Source organism: Williamsia deligens (assembly GCF_024171765.1).
Taxonomy (GTDB): Bacteria; Actinomycetota; Actinomycetes; order Mycobacteriales; family Mycobacteriaceae; genus Williamsia_A; species Williamsia_A deligens.
The window spans coordinates 2,171,916-2,186,925 of the sequence record NZ_JAMTCI010000001.1 but is presented as its reverse complement, the minus strand read 5'-3'; the positions used below and the strand labels follow the sequence as shown (position 1 = coordinate 2,186,925).

Below are 15,010 nucleotides of genomic sequence, written 5' to 3'. Positions count from 1 at the left end.
CGTTTGCTAGGTTTCCGTGGTGAGGAGCCCGTCATGACCGATGATGCACAGGTGGGAAGCGCCGACGTGGACACGATCGAGACGACGCCCGCGGCCCTCCGGCGGGCAGCTGCTCTCTGGCCCGACGCGGTCGCCGTCGTCGACGAGCAGTGGGGTGAGCCGACGCGTCTGACGTGGTCGCAACTGCTCGACGCCGTCCGGACGGCCGCCGGAGTGCTCGTCACCCTCGGCGTCGGTGCCGGTGATCGCGTCGCCGTGTGGGCACCGAACTGTGCGCAGTGGCCCGTCGCCGCACTCGCCGTCCACTGGGCCGGGGCCGTCCTGGTGCCGCTCAACACCCGCTACACGGCGATCGAGGTCGTCGACGTCCTCGCGCGGATCGATGCGCGGGTGCTCGTGGTGTCCGGGACCTTCCTCGGCACCGACCGCCTCGCCGACCTCCTGGCGCTCGACGAGTGGGCCGCGCTGACGGCTCCCCCGACCCCCGTCCGCGTCCGCCTCGACCCCGACGTCCGCGCGGGCACCGACCGGTCACAGCAGAGTGCGCTCGACTGGGACGACCTGCTCACCGATGCCACCGACGACGCCCGCGCCGAGGCCGACCGCCGCGCGGACGCCGTCGCACCCGACGACCTGTCGGACATCCTGTTCACGTCGGGGACCACCGGTCGCAGCAAGGGCGTCATGGCCGAGCACCGACAGACCCTCGCGGGTGCGCGGGCCTGGGGCGCGAACGGACGTCTGCGCACCGACGACCGCTACCTCATGGTCAACCCGTACTTCCACACCTTCGGTTACAAGGCCGGGATCCTGCCCTGCGTCCTGTTCGGCACCGCCATGTACCCGCTCGCCGTGTACGACACCACCGCGGCGATGGACCTCGTCGAGACCCACCGCCTCACGGTGTTCCCCGGGGCACCGACGATCTTCCAGACGATCCTCGACGATCCCGGGCGGACCGGTCGCGACCTCACCTCGCTGCGGCTGGTCGTGACCGGCGCGGCGATCGTGCCGGTGGTCCTCGTCGAGCGCATCCAGCGCGACCTCGGCGTCGACACCGTCATCACCGCCTACGGCCTCACCGAGTGCAGCGGGTTCGTCTCCACCTGCACCCCGGACGACGACGACGTCACCGTGGCCGGGACGTGCGGTCGGGCGTTCGCGGGGATGGAGATCGCGCTCTCGGAGGCGGGTGAGGTGCTGGCGCGCGGGGCGATGGTGATGCGGGGCTATCTCGACGACCCCGCCGCCACCGCCGAGACCGTCGACGCCGACGGGTGGCTGCACACCGGGGACATCGGGACCATCGACGACGCCGGCAACCTGCGCATCACCGACCGCCTCAAGGACATGTACATCAGCGGCGGATTCAACGTGTACCCCGCGGAGGTGGAGCAGACCCTCGCTCGTCTTCCCGAGGTGACCGAGGCCGCGGTGATCGGCGTACCCGACGACCGCCTCGGCGAGGTGGGCGCCGCCTTCGTCACCCTGCGACCGGGAACCGAGCTCGACGCCGACGCCGTGATCGCGTTCTGCCGGACCCGCCTGGCCGCCTTCAAGGTGCCGCGGACCGTCGTCGCGGTCGACGCCTTCCCGCGCAACGCGTCGGGGAAGATCCTCAAGCGCGAACTGCGCTGAACCCGCTCAGCGCAGGCGCGGCCGCGTCAGTGCGCTGCGTTGTAGAGCTCGACGACGTCGCTCGCGACACGACCGCGGCTGGAGACCCCGATGCCGTTGCGGCGGGCCCACTCGCGGATCGCGGCGGTGGTGCCCTGTCCGACGCCGTTCCCGGTGGCCGCCGCCGGGCGCGCGGACCCGTTCACCGGGCGGGCGTGCCGCACCCAGGTGTGCAGCTCGGAGCGCAGACGCTCGGCGTTGGACCGCGAGAGGTCGATCTCGTACGCGACGCCGTCGATCGCGAACTCGACCGTCTCGTCCGCGGAGCTGCTGTCGTCGACATCGTCGACGAGTGTGACCGTCACCCGTTTTGCCATGTTCGATTCCCCATGTCGTCTCACCACATCGTCGACATCGGGTGTTCCCATTGCGGATCCCCCCGCGACTTCCCCCGATTCAGAAACCGATGATAACGGCCGAAAGCCCGGCCGACAATTCATGTCCGACTATTCGTGATCGTTCATTCGTGCGCCGATGGTCATTCCGCGGGTTTCACGAACGGAAACAGGATCGTGTCGCGGATTCCCAGCCCGGTCAGTGCCATGAGCAGGCGGTCGATGCCCATGCCGGTGCCCGTGGTGGGCGGCATGCCGTGTTCCATGGCCGTGAGGAATTCCTCGTCGAGGACCATGGCCTCGTCGTCACCGGCGCGGGCGAGACGCGCCTGATCGACGAATCGCTCCCTTTGGATGATCGGGTCGATCAATTCCGAATAACCGGTCGCCAGCTCGAATCCACGGACATAGAGGTCCCATTTCTCGACGACACCGGGAATGGATCGGTGATCGCGGGTCAACGGTGACGTCTCGACGGGGAAATCACGGACGAAGAAGGGTTCCTTGATCCCCGACCCGACGAGGTGCTCCCAGAGTTCCTCGACCAGCTTCCCGTGGCCGTACCCCTTGTCCGCCGGGATGCGCAGGCCCACACGCTCGGCCAGCCGGGTGAGGTCGGCGACGGTGCTGTCCGGGGTGACGTCCTCGCCGGCCGCCTCCGCCAGCGAGGGGTACATCGAGATGGTCCGCCACTCCCCCGACAGGTCGTAGACGGTGCCGTCCGCGAGGGTCGGCGTGAGGGTCCCCAGGGCGCGGAGTGCGACCTCCTGCACCAGTTCCCGCGTCATGCGCGCGGAGTCGTCGTAGGTGCCGTAGGCCTGGTAGGTCTCGAGCATCGCGAACTCCGGGGAGTGCGTCGAGTCGATGCCCTCGTTGCGGAAGTTGCGGTTGATCTCGAAGACCCGGTCGATCCCGCCGACGACCGCGCGCTTGAGGAACAGCTCCGGCGCGATGCGCAGGTACAGGTCGATGTCGAGCGCGTTGGAGTGGGTGACGAACGGGCGCGCGGCGGCACCACCGTGCTGCGTCTGCAACATCGGGGTCTCCACCTCGACGAAGTCTTGCTCGGTGAGGATGTCGCGCACGGCACGCACCACCGCGATGCGTGTGCGGGCCGTCTCCCGCGCCGCCGGGTTGAGCACGAGGTCGACGTAGCGCTGCCGGACCCGGGTCTCCTCGCTGAGGTCCTTGTGCGCGACGGGCAGCGGGCGCAACGACTTCGACGCCATCGCCCAGTCGTCGGCCATGACGCTGAGCTCGCCGGTGCGGGAGGTGATCACCTCGCCGTGGACGAACACGAAGTCCCCGAGGTCGACGTCCGCCTTCCACGCGGCCAGCCGCTGCTCACCGACACCGTTGAGGCTCACCATCACCTGCAGCTGCGTCCCGTCGCCCTCCTGCAGCGTCGCGAAACAGAGCTTGCCCTTGTTGCGCAGGAAGATGATGCGGCCCGCCACGCCGGCCGTGTCCCCGGTCGCGGTGTCGGTCTCCAGATCCGCGTACTGCGCGCGGATCGCCGAGAGCGTGTGTGTCCGTGCGACCTCCACCGGATACGCCTGGCCGCCCTCGGCGAGGATGCGGGCACGCTTCTCCCGGCGGATGCGCAGCTGCTCGGGGAGTTGATCCGTCTCGGATCCGGGGGTCTGCTCGGTCTCGCTCACCCGGACGACCCTATCGTCACCACCGACGACGGCCCGTCGTGCGTCAGTGGGCGGCGATGGCCGCCAGATCCCGACGCTGCGACTCCGTGACCGGCAACGACGCGGTCCGCGCAGCGCGGAGGGCGCGCACGCCGCCGAGCAGGAACCGCGCGCCGGTCACACCGGCCGCGTGCAGATGCCACGTGAGCCATTCCGCGTCGTCGCCGTCGGTGGCGACGAGCACCCACCGGGACCACTCCTGGGCGCTGCGCAGCGACGCCGCACCACCGGGGGTCAGACGCTCGACGACGACGTCCGGGGACACCGCGATCGCGCCTCCGACGACCCCGTCGAGGTCGCGGTCGAGTTGGGAGCGCACGTCGACCAGACGGTGGCCGGCGGCGACGGCGGCGGGCAGGTCGGCGACCGGGAGACCGAGCGGAGCACGACGGACCGAGGTCACCGGATGCGCCGGGAACAGGGGGACAGAACGCGAGAGCGAGGCCACGACGGGCATGAGAGAAGTCCTGGAGGGTGTGGAAGCGGGCAGGGTGAGGCGGGGCCGTCAGGCCCGACAACACTCGCGACAGCGCTTCATCACGGCGTCAGTCTGACACAGGGGACCGTCGGGCGCCATCGGGGTCGGCCTGCGACCGGGCCTCGTGCCGGCGCCGGATGTCCTGCTGCCGCTCGAACACCAGTCGCAGTCCCTCGAGGGTGAGATACGGGTGCGCCACGTCGAGGGTGCGGCACTCGTCGAACACGAGCGGCGCCAGATACCCCGTCGCGACCACGGTCACAGCGTCGTCGTCACCGAAGCCGGGGACCTCGCGGCGCACCCGGGACACCAGGCCGTCGACCTGACCGGCGAACCCGTAGAGGATCCCGGACTGCAGGGCCTCCACGGTGTTCTTCCCCACGACGCTGCGGGGCGGGAGCAGTTCGACCGTGCGCAGGGTGACGGTGCGCTCGGCGAGGGCGTCGACGGCGATGTCGATGCCGGGTGCGATGGCGCCGCCGAGGAACTCCCCTTTCGCCGACACCACGTCGACGAGCGTCGTCGTCCCGAGATCGACCACGATGCAGGCGGTCCCGTACGTCTCCCGTGCCGCGAGGGCGTTGGCGACGCGGTCGGTGCCGACCTCTTTCGGGTTGTCCACGAGCAGCGGCACACCCGCGCGCAGGCCGGGTTCGAACAGGACGTGCGGGCCGGAGCCGAAGTACTTCGGGATCATCACCCGCAGCTCACGCAGCAACGACGGCACGGTGGACAGCGCCGCCACGGACACGACGCGGTCGGTGTCCTCACCGAGGAGGCCGTCGAGCGTCAACGCCAACTCGTCGGCGGTCATGCGGGGCTCGGTACGGATCCGCCAGTCGCGCACCAGCGTCGAGTGCTCACCGCGTCCGGCGAACACCCCGAGATGGATGTTGGTGTTGCCGATGTCGAGGACGAGCAGCATGGGGACGCCCGCTCCGGCTCAGCGCGCGGCGGTCGGGGCGAGGAGCTCGGCGGTGTCGTCGGGGACGCGGGTGTCCTCGGGCACACGGGGATCGAGCAGACCCGACCCGTCCGGCACGTGCGCGGCGTCCGCCCCGAGGTCGACGATGCGGTTCTCGCCGTCGACGAAGACCACACGGGGGGCGTAGGACTCGAGTTCCTCCGGGCTGAGCACCCCGTAGGCGATGATGATGACCAGGTCACCCGGATGCACGAGATGCGCTGCCGCACCGTTGATCCCGATGACACCGGAACCGCGCGCGCCGGCGATCGCGTAGGTCACGAGCCGGGCACCGTTGTCGATGTCGACGATGGTCACCTGCTCCCCCTCCAGCAGTCCGGCCGCGTCGAGGAGGTCGGCGTCGATGGTGACGGACCCGACGTAGTGCAGATCGGCCTGGGTCACCGTGGCCCGGTGGATCTTCGAGGTCATCATGGTGCGGAGCATCGGGGGTCCTCTGCTGTCAGGAGACGGGATCGGGGGTGGTGCCGCGGGCGAGGAATCCGGTGCCGACCGCGACGCCGACGTTGTCGATGAGGCGGGTGCTGCCGACCCGGGCGGCGACGAGCAGTCGGCCGTCGCCCTGTTCCGGCGGGGGGCCGAGGTCGGTGCCACGGACCTCGAGGTAGTCGACCTCGATCTCCGGGTGGGTGCGCAGCACCTGGCTGGCCGTGTCGACGATGGCCTCGACGCCGCCGGCGGCGGCGTGCGCGCCGGCCACCAGCGCCGCCGACAGTGCGGTCGCCGATTCCCGCTGCGCGGGGGTCAGGTAGGTGTTCCGGCTGGACAGGGCGAGGCCGTCGGACTCGCGCACCGTCGGCACACCGACGATGGAGACGTCGAGGTTGAGGTCGGTGACCATCTGGCGGACCAGCACGAGCTGCTGGTAGTCCTTCTCGCCGAAGAACGCCGCGTGCGGTGCCGCGATGGTGAGCAGTTTGGCGACGACGGTCAGCATCCCGGCGAAATGGCCTGGGCGCGAGGCACCCTCGAGGTCGTCACCGATCGGCCCCGGGTGGACCGTGGTGCGCGGTCCGGCCGGGTACATCGCGGCCGCGGTGGGGGCGAAGAGCAGCTCCACCCCGGCGGCCTCGCACAGCGCGCGGTCGGCGTCGAAGGTCCGTGGGTAGGCGTCGAGATCCTCGTTCGCACCGAACTGCAGCGGGTTGACGAAGATCGAGACGATGACCACGGCGGGTCCCTGCGCACGGGCCGCACGGATCAGTTCCCGGTGACCGGCGTGCAGCGCGCCCATCGTGGGGACCAGCACGACGCGCTTGCCCGTGGACCGCAGCGCGCGGGACACCTGGGCGATCGCCGCCGGATCGCGGTGCACCGTCAACGCGCCGGGCACATACGGGCGCGTGGCGGTCATCGGTCGAGGCCTTCGGGGTCGGTGCCGCGCAGCACGCCGCGCACGGCGTCCGACGCTCCGGCGTGATGCGCGGCGCGCAACGCCATCGCGCGATAGGCACCGGCGAGGTCGGGGTCGGCCTCGTCGAGCGCGGCGAGGTGACGGGCGATCGCGTGTGCGTCACCCCGGGCGACCGGCCCGGTCAGGGCGCGCGGACCTAGTTCGAGGGTGTTCTCCAACGCGGCGGTCACCAGCGGGCCCAGCACGCGGGCGGGGAGTCCACCGGGACCGTCGTCGACGGGGTCCTGGCCGGGCAGTTCCTGTCCCGCCAGGGCGATACGCAGGCCGTCGAGGGCATCGGAGATCAGTGCGACGAGGTGGTTGGCGCCGTGGGCGAGGGACGCGTGGTAGAGCGGGCGGGCCTCCTCGCGGACGCGCACCGGCTCGCCACCCATCTCGAGGACGAGCGCCGACCCCACCGCGTAGCCGATCTCGTCGGCGGCGGTGACACCGAAGCAGGCGGTGTGCAGCCGCCGCACGTCCTCGTCGGAGTCGACGAAGGTCATCGCGGGATGCAGTGCGAGGCAGGTGGCGCCGAGGTCCGCCAGCGGCGCGAGGACCGCGATGCCCCGGGCGCCGGCGGTGTGGGCGACGATCGTGCCGGCACGCAGCGCACCGCAGGCGGCGATCTCGGCCACGACCGCATCGAGCGCGTCGTCGGGGACCGCGACGAGCAGGAGTTCACTGCGCGCGACGACCGCGGCGAGGGTGAGCAGTTCGGAGTCCGGCAGGAGGCGGGCCGCACGGGCCTGTGAGCGCTCCGAGCGGGCGAGGACACCGCCGACGACGTGTCCGGCGGCCTCGAGCGCCGATCCCAGCGCGGTCCCGACCCGACCGGCCGAGATGACCCCGACCGTGAGACGGGCGGGCGCAGGCCAGTTCGAGATGCCCGATGAGGTCACCGATGTCCTCCTGATGCAGCGTTCCGGTCCCGCGTGGCGGGTACCGGACGTGGTCTGCCGTCGAGGATAGGCGCAGCGCGCGACGACACGGAACGCGGAGTGACCGGGCTCACCGCGGCAGGCGTGTCCCGGCCGACGTCAGTGGGGTCAGTCCTCGCGACGACGGCGGCGACCGCCACCGGCGGTCCGCAGGGAGTCCATCAGCTCCGACACCGACCGGCCGTTGCTGTGCGCCCCCGCGTCGACCTCGCGCGCGCGGTGGCGGTCACGGCCGGACGGGCGTTCCGCAGAGGTGGTCCATGCCGGTGTCGCGTCGGCGATCGCCTCGTCCGGGGCCGGCTCGTCGTCGCGCGCGGCAGCCGGTGACGGATCGGCCGGGGACGGCGTGTCGACGGGTCCGGGGTCGTCAGGCGTCGGTGTGGCGTGACTGCCCGACGACCGTCCGTGGCGACCACCCGACGCAGTCGACTCCTCGTCGGGCTGACGGTGGTGGGCGGCCGCGGCGGGTGCTGCGGCAGGTGGCGGGGTGGGCGACGCGGGAGCGGGCTCCGCGGTCTGCGCCGGCGCGGCGGTGGTGGCCCACTCGTCGGTGGGCGTCTCGTCGACGAAGCGCGGCCGGTTCGCGGAGTCGTCGACGACCGCGATCACCTCGGTCGGGGCGTTCGGCGGCGATGCCGGCACCGAGGTCGGCTCCGGTGCCGTGCGGGCGAAGTCGCGTTCTGCGGCGGCGCCGTCGGACAGTGCGCTCTCGTCGACCGCCGTCGGGCGCGCCAGTTCCCGCAGCCTCTCCGCCTCGATCGCGGCACGGGGGTCGGGCAGTTCGCCCACCAGTGCCTCGACGCTGGCACGCAGCGACGCGACCTGCTCCTGCAGGGCGCGCAGCTCCTCCGAGGACTCGGCGAGCACCTCGCGGCGGATCTGCGCCTCGACGCCCAGTTCGTACTGCTTGCGCGCGGTGATCTCGCGTTCCAGCTGGAGTTCGTAGACGACGCGCAGGTCGCGGGTCTTGGCCTCCGCGGAATCGGCCTGTCGCCGGAACTTGGTGACCAGGATGGCGCCGATCACGGCGGCCCAGAGGGCGGCGATGACCGCGAGGCTCGCGACGATGCTGCGGTCGCGGCTGAAGATCATGGCGACGGACGCGCCGATGGCAAGGATCAGCAGCAACCCGAGAAGCCACTGAGCCGGTCCACGCCGCGACCGGCGGGACTCGGCGGATCGTCCGCCCGTCACCGTCATGCGCGTCACCCTACTTGCGTCCGTGGTCCGCACGCGCCAGCCCGCCGAGGGTGTCGGCGACGCGAGATCCGCGGTGTCGCGAGCACGGTCACGACCCCGACGGCGACGCCCCGGGAACATCCTCCGGATCGTCCGGTGTGCGACAACAGTATTCGAGCCACACCGCCGCGGCGGCGAGCACCACCCCGCCGATGAGCCCGACGATCGCGGCGGGCCGGTCATGGTCTGCCGCAGACGAGTCCGACAGCGAGAGCAGGTACACCAGCAGTCCGGCCCACACACCGACGGCCAGTGCACCGAGCAGCGCGGAGGCCTTGGCGAGGGCGAGCACGCGCGCCACGGTCAGCGGGTGCAGTTGGCCGTTCGCGGGACCGACCTGCCTCCCCGCGACCCGCGTCCGCACGATGACGGCGATGACCGCCTCGAGCAGCGCCAGGGCGTACAGGACGATCCCGGCCAGCAACGGCAGGGGCGGCAGCTGCCCGTAGTCGACGCGGACCAGCAGCCACACCACGACGCCCGTCACCGCCGCGACGCCGAGGAGATCGCGGACCCGGGTGGGTGCCAGCCCGCCGTCCTCGGGGTCGCGGCCGCCGCGCCGCCGGGGATCCGGTCGTGTCGTCATCGGGCCACCACCGGGAGGCGGTCCCATCCGGGGACGTCACGGCGACGGACGCCGGTGACGTCGTCGGTCGGGAGGTCCGCGACGAGATCGACGACGGCGCGCTCACCGTCGGGGGTCCACAGGCGGGCCTCGGGGTCGGCGTCGAGCCAGGGCACGAGCACGAACGCCCGGATGCTCGCGCGGGGGTGCGGCAGCGTGAGGTGCGGGTCGTCGTCGACGACCGTGGTCCCCTCGACCGTCACGGACACCACGTCGACGTCGAGGGTGCGAGGTCCCCAGCGCACCTCGCGACGACGGTCCGCGGCGCGCTCGCAGGCGAAGCCCTCCTCGAGCCAGTCGTGGGCGTCGCGGGCGGGGTCGTCGACGATCAGCACGGCGTTGTCGAAGTCGTCCTGGCCGACGGGTCCCCACGGCGGGGTCGCGTGGATCGCCGACGCCGCGACGACCACGTCGCCGAAATGCTCGCGCACCCCCGTGAGCGCGGCGACGGTGTCGCCCATGTTGGCACCGATCGAGAGGACCGCTCTGCTCACGATGTCCGACCCCGCGGCGCGCGCGACCGACGGGTCACGACGGCCACGTCGGCGAAGGTCAGCGGGATGGGTGCCGACGGCTTGTGGACGGTGACCTCGCAGGCCGCGACCCGCTCGTCGGTCATGATGTCGTCGGCGATCTCAGCGGCGACGGTCTCGATGAGATCGCGCGCGGGACCGGCCACGATGTCGTGGGCGCGCTGGGCGAGCCCGCCGTAGTCGACGGTGTCGGCGAGGTCGTCGCTCTCGGCGGCCGGACGCAGGTCCAGCCACAGGACGATGTCGAGGACGAAGTCCTGTCCGTCGCGCTTCTCGTGGTCGAAGACCCCGTGGTTGCCGCGGACCACCAGCCCGCGCAGCTCGATGCGGTCAGCCATCCACCAGCCCCCGTCGTCCTCCGGTCGACCACGCGTCGGCGACCGCCACAGCATCGCGTCCGGCGACCACGTCGTGCACCCGGACACCCCACGCGCCGTGGGCGGCGGCCAGCGCGGTGACGGCGGCTGTCGCGACCTCGCGCCCCGCGGGCGGTCGGGGGTCGTCGGGTCCGCCGAGCAGGGCGCCGAGGAAGCGTTTGCGCGATGCCCCGACGAGCACCGGGTAGCCGAGCCCCACCAACGTGGGCAGCGCGTGCAGCAGTGCCCAGTTGTGCTCGGGGGCCTTGGCGAAACCGAGTCCCGGGTCGAGGACGATGCGTCCCGGGTCGACGCCGGCGCGCACGGCCGCGTCGACCTGGGCGAGGAGTTCGGAGCTGACCTGCGCGACGACGTCGCGATAGCCGCCGACGTCGTCGACACGGTGGGCGAAGCGGGTCACGCCCGATGCGTCGACGGTGGGCCGCCAGTGCATGAGGATCCAGGGCACGCCGGTCTCGGCGGCCACGCGGGCCATGTCCGGGTCGGCGCGGCCCCCCGAGACGTCGTTGATGACGGCGGCTCCGGCCTCGACAGCGGCGGCCGCCACGGTCGCCCGCATCGTGTCCACGGACACCGCGACACCCTCGGCAGCGAGCGTGGCGATCACCGGGACCACACGATCGCGCTCGGTGTCGGGGTCGACCCTGGTCGCGCCGGGTCGCGTCGACTCCCCGCCGACGTCCACCAGGTCCGCGCCGTCGGCCCGCAACGACAGGCCGTGGGCGACAGCCCGGTCCGGGTCCAGATAGCGGCCGCCGTCGGAGAACGAGTCGGCCGTGACGTTGAGGACACCGACGACCCGCGTGCGGGTGTCGGGTGTCAGGTCGACGACGGGGGACACGCCGTCCACGGTAGGCGTGGGCGGCGTGAGAACGGACGTCAGGTCCGTCGCGCGATGAGCTCGAGCGCCTCACCGCGGCTGATCGCGTTGGTCTTGAAGATGCCGCGGACCGCGGAGGTGGTGGTGCTCGCCCCGGGCTTGCGGATGCCCCGCATCGCCATGCACAGGTGTTCGGCCTCGATGACCACGATCACCCCGCGCGGATCGAGCTTGCGGACCAGCGCGTCGGCGATCTGCGTCGTCAGCCGCTCCTGCACCTGGGGGCGCTTCGCGTACAGGTCGACGACCCGCGCCAGCTTCGACAGGCCCGTCACCTGACCGGTCGCCCCCGGGATGTACCCGACGTGGGCGACGCCGTGGAACGACACCAGGTGGTGCTCGCACGTGGAGTACATCGGGATGTCCTTGACCAGCACCAACTCGTCGTGGCCGACGTCGAAGGTCGTGGCCAGCACGTCGTCGGGGTTCACCCACAGGCCGGCGAACATCTCCTTGTACGCCCGCGCCACCCGGGCGGGGGTGTCCTGCAGACCATCCCGTTCCGGGTCCTCGCCCATGGCCAGCAGCAGTTCGCGGACGGCGGCCTCGGCCCGCGGCTGGTCGAAACCGGAGGCGACCCCCGGGCGTTCGAGGTCCGAGGTGGCCACGTCGGTGTGATCGGTCATCGCAGGGGAATCGGTCATCGCAGGTGCCTACCCATTTTCTCGAGAGCGGCGGTGAACGGACGCCGCCCCCGGGCGGGGGCGGCGGTGGTGATCTAGAAGCGCGTGGGCGGTGTGCCGTCGTCGCGACGGTCGGGGTCACGCGGAGGCCACCCCGGGGCGGACCATCCGTCGGGTGCGCCGTAGTCGGGCCGGGTGCCGCCCGGACGGTTCGCCTGCGGATCCTGGTCACGGGGCACCGGTTGCGGGTGCGGCTGGTGGCCGGGATTGCCGTACCCGGGCCCGCCGTATCCGGGAGCCGGATAGCCCTGCGGGTAGCCGGGGACGTCGTCCCCGCGGCCGGTCGGCCCGGGCTGTCCGTATCCCGGGGCGCCCTGGCCCCAGCCGTTCTGGCCGCCGTAGCCGTTCTGGCCCTGGCCGTTCTGGCCGTAGGGGTTCTGGCCGCCATGGCCGTTCGGGCCGTACCCGTTCTGGCCGTAGCCGTTCTGGCCATGGCCGTTCTGGCCGTAGCCGTTCGGGCCGTACCCGTTCTGACCGGCGGGGCCGTATCCGCCCTGCCCGTGACCGGGGTTCGCGCCGACCGGCTCCTTGCGCAGATCCGGTGCGGGCTCCGGAGGCCACGGCTCGCCGCGTTCGATCGCGAGCTCACCCGGCGTCTTCACCGGCGGCTTGTCGCTGGGGGTGCGGTCGCCGAACTCGTCGAACGTGGTGATGCGCGGACGCTTCTGCACGTTGGAGAAGATGACCTCGAGGTCCTTGCGGGTCAGCGTCTCGCGCTCGAGCAGCTGGGTCGCGAGATCGTCGAGGGTGTCGCGGTACTCCGAGAGGATGGCCCACGCCTCGGTGTGCGCGGCCTCGATCAGACGACGGACCTCGTCGTCGATCTCGGCGGCCACCTCCGAGGAGTAGTCGCTCTGGGCACCCATCGATCGTCCGAGGAACGGGTCGCCCTGTTCCTGGCCGTAGCGGACCGCGCCGAGCTTGGCGCTCATGCCGTACTCGGTGACCATCGCGCGGGCGATCTTCGTCGCCTGGTCGATGTCGGACGACGCACCGGTCGTGGGCTCGTGGAAGACGAGCTCCTCGGCGGCACGACCACCCATGGCCATGACGAGGCGCGCGATCATCTCCGAGCGCGTCATCAGGTCCTTGTCCTGCTCGGGCACGGCCAGCGCGTGACCGCCGGTGCGACCGCGGGCGAGGATGGTGACCTTGTAGATCGGGTCGAGATCGGGCATCGCCCACGCGGCGAGGGTGTGTCCGCCCTCGTGGTAGGCCACGATCTTCTTCTCCTGCTCGCTGATGATGCGGCTCTTGCGGCGCGGTCCACCGACGACGCGGTCCACCGATTCCTCGAGCAGCTCGGCGGTGATCGTCGTGCGGTTCTCGCGGGCGGCGAGCAGGGCCGACTCGTTGATGACGTTGGCCAGGTCGGCGCCGGACATGCCCGGGGTGCGCTTGGCGAGACCGTCGAGATCGGCGTCGGAGTCGATCGGCTTGCCCGCGGCGTGCACCTTGAGGATCGCCCTGCGGCCGGCGATGTCGGGGTTGCCGACGGGGATCTGCCGGTCGAAGCGACCGGGGCGCAGCAGCGCGGGGTCGAGGATGTCGGGACGGTTGGTCGCGGCGATCAGGATCACGCCGGAACGCTCACCGAACCCGTCCATCTCGACGAGCAGCTGGTTGAGGGTCTGCTCACGCTCGTCGTGACCGCCGCCGAGGCCGGCGCCGCGCTGACGACCGACGGCGTCGATCTCGTCGACGAAGATGATGCAGGGGCTGTTGTTCTTGGCCTGCTCGAAGAGGTCGCGCACGCGGGACGCGCCGACACCGACGAACATCTCGACGAAGTCCGACCCGGAGATGGTGAAGAACGGGACGCCGGCCTCGCCGGCGACCGCGCGGGCGAGCAACGTCTTGCCGGTACCGGGAGGGCCGTAGAGCAGCACGCCCCTGGGGATCTTGGCGCCGAGCGCCTGGTAGCGCGCCGGGTTCTGCAGGAAGTCCTTGATCTCGTAGAGCTCTTCGACGGCCTCGTCGGAACCGGCGACGTCGGCGAAGGTGGTCTTCGGGTGGTCCTTCGACAGCTGCTTGGCCTTGGACTTGCCGAAGCCCATGACGCCGCCCTTGCCGCCACCCTGCATCCGGCTCATCACGAAGAAGAAGAGGCCGAACAGCAGGATCATCGGGAGGACGAAGATGAGGATCTGCCAGAGGACGGACTCCTGGGTGACGTTCGTCTGGTACTTCGCCCCCGAGTCGCGGACCGAGGTGAACACGAACTCCGAGGCGCGCGCCGGGTACTTGGCCGTGATCTTGGTGGACCCGTCGACCTCGTCCTTCAGTTCGAGGCGGAGCTGCTGCTCGCGGTCGTCGATCTGGACGCTGTTCACGTTCTTCGTGTTCAGCTGCGTCAGCGCGACGGACGTGTCCACACTCTTGTACTCACGGTTGCCGTCGCGCAGGACGGACCATCCCCAGATGGCGAGCACGATGACAGCCACGATGGCGAGGTTGCGGAAAACAGTCTTTCGATTCATCACACGTCCCGGTCGGCGCCGGCGCGTCCCTTCGCTGGAGGTACACCTAGGAGGTCAGGCTACCTGTCAACGCCCACAGGCGGCCGGGCGTTCCCGAGCGCCTCGGCTGACCGTGTGACACCGCATACGCTGGGGACATGGCCAGGAACATCGCGACCACCGACCACGTCGAGCTCGACGAGCTGCTCGAATTCGTCCGAAACCGGCACAACCTGATCCTGGTGACCACGCGGTCCGACGGGTCGCCGCAGGTCTCACCGGTGTCCGGCGGCGTCGACGACGAGGGCCGCATCGTCATCTCGACCTACCCCGCACGGGCGAAGACCCGCAACGCCGAGTCCCGGCCCGAGGTGTCGGTGTGCGTGCTGTCCGACGAGTTCAACGGCGCGTGGGTGCAGGTCGACGGCACCGCCGAGGTGCTCCATCAGCCGGAGTCGACCGAGGGCCTCGTCGAGTACTTCCGCTCGATCTCCGGCGAGCACCCCGACTGGGACGAGTACCGCGCGGCGATGGCCACGCAGAACAAGTCCCTCATCCGCATCACCCCGACCCGCTGGGGTCCGATCGCCACCGGCGGGTTCCCCCAGGACGTCGCCGACCGTCTCGACGCCCAGGACTCCTGACCCACCCGTCGAGTGGGCGGTTGGAGACGTCGAGTGGGCGGCAGGAGACGTCCAGTGGGCG

Annotated in this window: 16 protein-coding genes; 2 read left to right on the top strand and 14 right to left on the bottom strand. The window is 71.3% G+C overall.

Features of this window, described 5'->3' with window-relative positions; translation table 11 throughout:
• Nucleotides 1–33: 33 nt before the first annotated feature.
• Nucleotides 34–1,638 carry a FadD3 family acyl-CoA ligase gene (locus LX14_RS10285; protein ID WP_253647110.1) on the top strand — a complete coding sequence of 535 codons (1,605 nt, stop codon included), beginning with the start codon at nucleotides 34–36 and terminating at the stop codon, nucleotides 1,636–1,638.
• A 26-nt stretch (nucleotides 1,639–1,664) separates the two neighbouring features.
• On the opposite strand, the gene LX14_RS10280 is transcribed toward LX14_RS10285, so the two are convergent.
• The 14 genes from LX14_RS10280 to ftsH all read right to left on the bottom strand — a co-directional run bounded on the left by LX14_RS10280 (nucleotide 1,665) and on the right by ftsH (nucleotide 14,326).
• Nucleotides 1,665–1,994, bottom strand: coding sequence for a histone-like nucleoid-structuring protein Lsr2 (locus LX14_RS10280; RefSeq protein ID WP_253647109.1), 330 nt, complete (start codon nucleotides 1,992–1,994; stop codon nucleotides 1,665–1,667).
• A gap of 161 nt (nucleotides 1,995–2,155) precedes the next feature.
• Nucleotides 2,156–3,673 (bottom strand): lysine--tRNA ligase, encoded by a 1,518-nt coding sequence (gene lysS, locus LX14_RS10275; RefSeq protein ID WP_253647108.1) that lies wholly within the window; start codon nucleotides 3,671–3,673, stop codon nucleotides 2,156–2,158.
• A gap of 43 nt (nucleotides 3,674–3,716) precedes the next feature.
• Nucleotides 3,717–4,169 carry a rhodanese-like domain-containing protein gene (locus tag LX14_RS10270; protein ID WP_253647107.1) on the bottom strand — a complete coding sequence of 151 codons (453 nt, stop codon included), beginning with the start codon at nucleotides 4,167–4,169 and terminating at the stop codon, nucleotides 3,717–3,719.
• Nucleotides 4,170–4,257: 88 nt separating this feature from the next.
• A complete protein-coding gene (locus tag LX14_RS10265) occupies nucleotides 4,258–5,115 on the bottom strand; it encodes a type III pantothenate kinase (protein ID WP_253647106.1) in 858 nt (285 codons plus the stop codon).
• Nucleotides 5,116–5,133: 18 nt separating this feature from the next.
• Entirely contained in the window at nucleotides 5,134–5,601 is a 468-nt protein-coding gene (panD, locus tag LX14_RS10260) for an aspartate 1-decarboxylase (protein ID WP_253647105.1), read from the bottom strand.
• A gap of 16 nt (nucleotides 5,602–5,617) precedes the next feature.
• Nucleotides 5,618–6,529 (bottom strand): pantoate--beta-alanine ligase, encoded by a 912-nt coding sequence (panC, locus tag LX14_RS10255; protein ID WP_253647104.1) that lies wholly within the window; start codon nucleotides 6,527–6,529, stop codon nucleotides 5,618–5,620.
• Nucleotides 6,526–7,470 (bottom strand): Rossmann-like and DUF2520 domain-containing protein, encoded by a 945-nt coding sequence (locus LX14_RS10250; protein ID WP_253647103.1) that lies wholly within the window; start codon nucleotides 7,468–7,470, stop codon nucleotides 6,526–6,528. Before LX14_RS10250 ends, panC begins: the two co-directional genes overlap by 4 nt.
• A 147-nt stretch (nucleotides 7,471–7,617) precedes the next feature.
• Nucleotides 7,618–8,709 carry a DUF6779 domain-containing protein gene (locus LX14_RS10245; protein WP_253647102.1) on the bottom strand — a complete coding sequence of 364 codons (1,092 nt, stop codon included), beginning with the start codon at nucleotides 8,707–8,709 and terminating at the stop codon, nucleotides 7,618–7,620.
• A gap of 88 nt (nucleotides 8,710–8,797) precedes the next feature.
• A complete protein-coding gene (locus LX14_RS10240; protein ID WP_253647101.1) occupies nucleotides 8,798–9,334 on the bottom strand; it encodes a DUF3180 domain-containing protein in 537 nt (178 codons plus the stop codon).
• Nucleotides 9,331–9,867: a 2-amino-4-hydroxy-6-hydroxymethyldihydropteridine diphosphokinase gene (gene folK / locus LX14_RS10235; protein WP_253647100.1), complete on the bottom strand. Its 537-nt coding sequence runs from the start codon at nucleotides 9,865–9,867 to the stop codon at nucleotides 9,331–9,333. The genes LX14_RS10240 and folK overlap by 4 nt, the downstream gene beginning before the upstream one ends.
• Nucleotides 9,864–10,244, bottom strand: coding sequence for a dihydroneopterin aldolase (gene folB, locus LX14_RS10230; protein WP_253647099.1), 381 nt, complete (start codon nucleotides 10,242–10,244; stop codon nucleotides 9,864–9,866). Before folB ends, folK begins: the two co-directional genes overlap by 4 nt.
• Complete coding sequence (gene folP, locus LX14_RS10225; RefSeq protein ID WP_253647098.1) at nucleotides 10,237–11,124, bottom strand: dihydropteroate synthase; 888 nt, start codon at nucleotides 11,122–11,124, stop codon at nucleotides 10,237–10,239. Before folP ends, folB begins: the two co-directional genes overlap by 8 nt.
• A 38-nt stretch (nucleotides 11,125–11,162) precedes the next feature.
• Nucleotides 11,163–11,789 (bottom strand): GTP cyclohydrolase I FolE, encoded by a 627-nt coding sequence (gene folE / locus LX14_RS10220; RefSeq protein WP_253647969.1) that lies wholly within the window; start codon nucleotides 11,787–11,789, stop codon nucleotides 11,163–11,165.
• Nucleotides 11,790–11,881: 92 nt separating this feature from the next.
• Nucleotides 11,882–14,326, bottom strand: coding sequence for an ATP-dependent zinc metalloprotease FtsH (gene ftsH, locus LX14_RS10215; RefSeq protein ID WP_253647097.1), 2,445 nt, complete (start codon nucleotides 14,324–14,326; stop codon nucleotides 11,882–11,884).
• A 137-nt stretch (nucleotides 14,327–14,463) separates the two neighbouring features.
• Here ftsH and LX14_RS10210 point away from each other — a divergent pair, with 137 nt between their 5' ends.
• Nucleotides 14,464–14,949, top strand: a complete 486-nt coding sequence (locus tag LX14_RS10210) for a PPOX class F420-dependent oxidoreductase (protein ID WP_253647096.1) — start codon at nucleotides 14,464–14,466, stop codon at nucleotides 14,947–14,949.
• Nucleotides 14,950–15,010 lie beyond the last annotated feature (61 nt).